The sequence below is a fragment of the Wenzhouxiangella sp. 15190 genome, assembly GCF_003417465.1.
In the GTDB taxonomy this organism is placed as follows: domain Bacteria; phylum Pseudomonadota; class Gammaproteobacteria; order Xanthomonadales; family Wenzhouxiangellaceae; genus Wenzhouxiangella.
In genome coordinates this window covers 1-5,396 of the sequence record NZ_QVMV01000016.1, presented here as the reverse complement: position 1 = coordinate 5,396, position 5,396 = coordinate 1, and the positions used below count along the sequence as shown (strand labels likewise).

5 protein-coding genes are annotated in these 5,396 nt (G+C 60.7%); 1 reads left to right on the top strand and 4 read right to left on the bottom strand.

What is annotated here, in order from left to right:
- Nucleotides 1-361 (top strand): His/Gly/Thr/Pro-type tRNA ligase C-terminal domain-containing protein (locus tag DZK26_RS04285; protein WP_258870896.1); only part of this gene is annotated, 361 nt, incomplete at its 5' end.
- Between the two features lie 66 nt (nt 362-427).
- Here the strand turns inward: DZK26_RS04285 and DZK26_RS14695 are convergent.
- The 4 genes from DZK26_RS14695 to DZK26_RS04265 all read right to left on the bottom strand — a co-directional run bounded on the left by DZK26_RS14695 (nt 428) and on the right by DZK26_RS04265 (nt 5,050).
- Entirely contained in the window at nt 428-640 is a 213-nt protein-coding gene (locus DZK26_RS14695) for a type II toxin-antitoxin system HicA family toxin (RefSeq protein WP_220337247.1), read from the bottom strand.
- Nucleotides 637-846 (bottom strand): type II toxin-antitoxin system HicB family antitoxin, encoded by a 210-nt coding sequence (locus DZK26_RS04275; protein ID WP_116899094.1) that lies wholly within the window; start codon nt 844-846, stop codon nt 637-639. The genes DZK26_RS14695 and DZK26_RS04275 overlap by 4 nt, the downstream gene beginning before the upstream one ends.
- Before the next feature lie 166 nt (nt 847-1,012).
- The gene (locus DZK26_RS04270; RefSeq protein WP_181935610.1) at nt 1,013-3,058 is read right to left on the bottom strand and encodes a hypothetical protein; all 2,046 of its coding nucleotides are present in this window, start codon (nt 3,056-3,058) and stop codon (nt 1,013-1,015) included.
- 225 nt (nt 3,059-3,283) lie between these two features.
- Nucleotides 3,284-5,050 (bottom strand): tail fiber domain-containing protein, encoded by a 1,767-nt coding sequence (locus tag DZK26_RS04265; RefSeq protein WP_116899096.1) that lies wholly within the window; start codon nt 5,048-5,050, stop codon nt 3,284-3,286.
- Between the last annotated feature and the right edge of the window lie 346 nt (nt 5,051-5,396).

Here is a 5,396-nt window from a genome sequence, read left to right as displayed (position 1 = left end):
CGTCGCCGCCGCGATCGAGCAGAACCACGACGACGCGGGCATTATCTGGCCCGAGCCGATGGCGCCGTTCCAGGTCGCCATCCTGCCGGTCAACGGCCACAAGTCGCACCGCGCTCGCGAGCAGGCCGAGAAGTTCTACGAGGAACTCACCGCCGCCGGCATCGAAGTGCTGATGGACGACCGACCGCTCCGCCCCGGCGTGATGTTCGCCGACGCCGAGCTGATCGGAATTCCGCACCAACTCGTCATTGGTGACCGTGGGCTCGACAAGGGCATCGTCGAGTACCGTCAACGCGGCGTCGATAGCATGGACGTTGAAATCGACCGGGTCTTCGGGTTCATGCAGGAGAAGAGAAGTTGAATTCTGCACGGGCGTGACCGCAATCCGGCCTACTTGGAAAACAGTCGCTCTGCCAGTTCATCCTTTTCAATTCCGAGCTGCCCCGAAACTTCGCGGAGAATGCCGTTCAGGGTGCCTGATTTTGAGATTGCTGTGGCGCGGAATTGTTGTGTGCTGGGCACCGTCTTTCGAATGCCGGGTCAGGCGAACATGGCTGCCAGTCTGCCATGTAGGCTTGTAACCCAAATCGCCAAGACGCGCTGTCAGCTCGTCACCACTAACATCCCGTGGCAGCTTCATGCTGCAATGATTTCATCCCGGACGAAGTGAAGCCGAATCATCTTCGGCCGATCGGATTCCTCGAAATGGCAGGCAACTGCGTCGCGGACCGAGTCTCGAAGTTCATCGATTGAATCGGCCTGAGTGAAAATGGGCGCATCCAGGGCTCGAGCATCGAATCCGCCGTCCGGGGACTCCTCCACATTGAAGATGATCTCGGCATTCATTCGCAGAATCTCTCAACCTGACCAACCGGCAAAATTCTACCACGAGCACAGTGGAGCACCGCAGTGCTGCCAACGTCGAGGTGGTCGAGGCCGCCGGCATCGCGGTGCTGGTGTGGACAAGATCGGCTCCTGAATCCGCATATCGAGCGGGTATGGCTTGACGCGCCTACTCTTCGGCCACCCGACGATCTTCCAGCAAGACCTTTTCCAGGCGAGCAAGCCGCTGCTGTTGCTGTTCAAGTTGTTGCTCGAGCAACTCGATGCGTTTCTGCTTGCGCCGGTTGTCGCGCTCCAGCGAGTCAATTCGAGTCGTCCCGAAATCCGAAGTCCTGTCCGAGGCAAGCGACGCTTTCGGGCGGGAAGCGGGTTCGGCGCTGGAACTGAGGCTCGACGCGTTGGCCTTCTCGACAAGGGTTTCTGTCAGGATGCTGCCGCTGTTGTTGACCGCGTAGACCAGGTCGCCGGCATTGTGCCCATCGCTGCCGTCGGAGTTGTAGACCATGACCTCTCCGTCGGCCAGTTCGCCTGTCCCCGGCTCGCCGCGCTGGCGATGCACGATACCGTTGTCGGCCTCGAAAACGCCTTCTGAGCGCGTGGCATCGGCTGAGTAGACGCCGTAACCATCGACTGAATTGGTCTGACCATAAACGCCTATCGGCTCACCTTCATCGGCTCCGCCACTGCCGCGAACTCCGTAGCCGTCGGGAGAATTACTGCGGCCCCACACGCCGGATGTTGGCCCGCTTTCCGCGCTCGCCAGGGCCTGCACAGCCTCTCCGCTGTCGGACTCGATCGTGGCAAACAGCCCGGTCTGGAAGCCCGAGGCGCCGCTATTCCTAGCTTCTATCGCAATCCCGTTTTCCGCAACGCCGCGCACGCCCTGGGCGAGCCCACTATCCGCACTGGCCACGCCCAGCACGCCGGCGGCCTGGTCCTGGCTCGAGTTCGTGACACCTCTGACGCCGAAGTTCTCGCTGTCGATAGCAGTAACCTCACCGTGGATGGCAGCCGTCTCCGATGCGCTGTCGGCACTGGTCACGACTGCTTCCGACGAGGTCATCGCGCCGTCGATCGTGACGTCGCCGGAGACGCCATGATCACCCTCCGTAAAGCTGTCTCCGTTGGCAAAAACGGCAATGCCGCCGGGATCGATCGAGTTGCCCAGCACCGCAACGCCATCGGGTGATTCCGACCGCCCGACCACGCCGAACGTAGTACCGCTCTGCGCAACGCTGTTGCCAAATACGGCAATGGCGTCATTGACCTGGGCATGGCTGTTGTCCCGATCGGTTACGCCCATGATCGCAACGGCGGCGTTTTCGGCGGCATCATGGACATATCCGGAAGACGTGGCAAAGCCAGACACGGCGCGGCCGACCGGCGATTCCGTTTCGCCCACGACGCCCCGGGTCACGCCGGCGCCGGTGGCCACCCCGCGAATGCCGACCGGTACCACTTCCGGGTCGGACGCGTTGTCGGCATCGGCATCCGTACGCCCTTCGACGCCGATGGTCTCAGCCGCCGTTCCCGCGGCCGTTGCGTGGCCGCGCACCACGGCCACGCCAGCGTCGGTCGCACCCGAGCCGGCGTCGATCACAGGCTCGGCCGAGTCGCCGGTCAGAGTTATGCCTTCGACACTGCCGTCTTCGGGAACCAGGCGCTGCGCCGAAACAGTCCATTCGCCACCCTCGGCAACCAGAGCTCCGCCCTGGATACTGAATCCATCACCGACCAGGCTGGTAACTGGTTCATTGCCAGTCACCGCGCCATTGACTGCATCGGCGTTCAGCTCACTGACCGCCACGGCGTCGGCAAGCTCATCACTGCCCACCGAACCAGTAGCAATCTGCGCGCTGTCGACAGCCTCTTCGGCGACATTCAGGGACAGCATGGCAGTCGGGGACGGCGAAACGGGCTGGCGCGGCGCGAGTGGCTCGCCGTTGTCCACGGCGATTTCAAGATAGCGCGGGCTGCCGTCGAAGGCGCCGGCGCCGAAATCGAGCTCGACCTGGAACAGGCCGTCTTCGACCTCGACGCCTGAACGGGTGATCGTGGTACCGACCTGGTTGTTGCCATCCTCGGTCTCGTAGAGCGAAAAACTCAGGTCCACGACGTCCGTGACCGGCCCTTCAGTGTCCTGAAGCTGGCCCTGATAAGTGATGCTCGTCGATGCCGCGGCCATCTGCATCAAGCCGGCTGCAATCGCGATCATGGCGGGACGGATGTATTGCACGTGAGACTCCCCTTCGGCTGGTTTAATGAAAAACCGGCCGGGCTACCCGCAACCAGGGATCGCAATCAGAATACATACTGGGCAGGTTTCCGACCGGTGCTGGCGGGAAAATACCCTACAGGATTCAAACGCGCGAGGACAAACACGGGCCTCGCCCGCCTTCGCGGTTCGGAGTGCCGCGGCCGACACGTTACCGGTCCGGGATCATTGCTCCGCAACCTGCTGGCCTTCGAGGATAAGCGATTCGAGACTGGCCAGCCGTTCTTCAAGCGCCCGATTGCGATCGACTAGCGCCTGCATCTTCCGCGTTTCGCTCGACAATGCCGCCACGCGCGCACGAAGATCGGTGTTTGCGGATTCCAGTGCCGCGAAACGTTTCTCGGATTCGCTCTCGAGACTGGCCATTGCACTGCTGAAATGCTCGTTCAGCTCAATCAGGGCAGCGGTATTGAGCACGGTGATCTGGCTGTATTTCAGGGCGTACTCGCCATCCTGAACGGCCACTGTGGCGGGAAACAGGGGCTGGACTTCCTGGGCGATGAACCCTGGAGAACGCAGAGCCGACTCATCCTGCTCCTTCATGAGATAGGTTCGGGGCTTGAGCTTTAGCACCCTGCCCAGCACTCCGGACAATGTCTGAATATCCTTCTTGGCGTTCCGGTCGGATGAGGTCGAGTAGACGCCATCATCGGCATCGATCCGGGACTTCAGAACATCGTTGTAGCGAAAGCCGAGATTGTCTGACGTGGCAATGTAGAGCCCCCAGTTGTTGAAGTTATCGCTACGCTCGATCTGCAGGCCGATCTGTCCGTTGTTGGTGCTACGTTGCTTGATATGCAGGTCGCGGGCGGGGCTGTTGGTGCCGATACCGACACCGCCGGCGGCGTTGATCAAGAATTGGTCAGCCCCAGTTGACTCAAAAAGCGTATGGCTCGAATCGCTCCAGACAAAAGCGTTATCGTGAATAGCTTGAGCTCTATAGCCGACGGCAAAACTGCGGGAACCCGATGCGGTATTTCCATCCCCTCCGGGCACCGTAGCGGCAATGCCGCTGGCTGTATTGCCCATGCCACCGCTGACTGTCGACGCTGAGCCAGTGGCATCGTTTCGTCCACCACCACCTACGGTTGTCTCGTCGGCAGTAGCGTCGTTACCATTGCCGCCACCAATTGTAGCCTTCCAACCAATGGCCTGATTATCGTAGCCTCCGGCAACCGTCGCCCCTTCGTGGAGAGCTCTATTGCCATTACCACCGCCAACCGTTCCATAAAAGCCACTGACGGCATTGTCAAGACCGCCGGAAACTGTCCCAAAGTGACCGCTAACCCGATTAGGCCAAGCAACGGCCGACTGACGATGCCCACCACCACCACCGATTGTCGCTCCGATAACGCCGTTATCGACACTATTTTGTGACCAGCCTGCGGTGATATTCTGAGCGGATTCCTGCCAAGGGAAGGGCAAATCCTCGGGAAGCGGCTCGATACGCAGTACGCGGCTGCCTTCTACCCGAAATTCGAGCGGGACTGCATCTGTTGTGCCGAGGTAATCATTGGCCGGGTCAGTGCCTGAATTCCCATCTAATTTCCAAAAACGATTGTCGGCATAGGCGGTATCCAGCGACAGTGCGTGAATCGCCAAAGGTGCGGCCAAAATTCGCTGGCGCGGGGCCAGGGTCTCACCGGCGACCATAACTTCCAGGTAGGTTGGCTCGGCGCCATAAGGCGCCCCGAAATCCAGATCGACCTCGAACAGTCCGTCTGTGACCGGCACCGCCGACAATACGATTTCAGTGCCTATCTGGGCACCGTCGGTCAGACTGTCAAAAAGCCTGAACTCCATGCCGGGTGTGCCGTCGTGCGGGCCACTGGCGTCCTGGAGCTGGCCCTGGTAGGCGATGGTGGTGTCGGACTGAGCGGTGGCCGGGAGGGCCATCAGCAACAGGATCGTGATCAGAAACAGGACGCGCATGAATTCTCCTAAGGAGATTATGAATGATTGTGGCAATAGTGAGCCTTACGGGGAAATCCGGTAATTCCTGACATCTGTGTGGAAATCCGAAGACCGGCATCTCGCCGGTGGACCCGCGCTTGAGGCAGTTTTGAAAAGAAAAACGGCGGCCGGGCCATTGCAGGTATTGAAGCCTGCAAGGCCGAGCCGCCGTGTTGCTTGACCTTCGGGTTACAGCCCGCAGCTGGACATGCCGGCGGTTTCGCTGACCCTGACGAGGTCGTGGGTTTGGGTGCCGTCGAGGCCGGAGATTTCGGCGGTAGCCTCCTGGCAGTTCTCGAACGTGAAGGTGACCTCACCCCAGTGC

Coding starts and splice junctions, on each gene's coding strand:
- DZK26_RS14695 (WP_220337247.1), bottom strand. CDS start 640: ATGAAGCTGCCACGGGATGTTAGTGGTGACGAGCTGACAGCGCGTCTT.
- DZK26_RS04275 (WP_116899094.1), bottom strand. CDS start 846: ATGAATGCCGAGATCATCTTCAATGTGGAGGAGTCCCCGGACGGCGGA.
- DZK26_RS04270 (WP_181935610.1), bottom strand. CDS start 3,058: ATGATCGCGATTGCAGCCGGCTTGATGCAGATGGCCGCGGCATCGACG.
- DZK26_RS04265 (WP_116899096.1), bottom strand. CDS start 5,050: ATGCGCGTCCTGTTTCTGATCACGATCCTGTTGCTGATGGCCCTCCCG.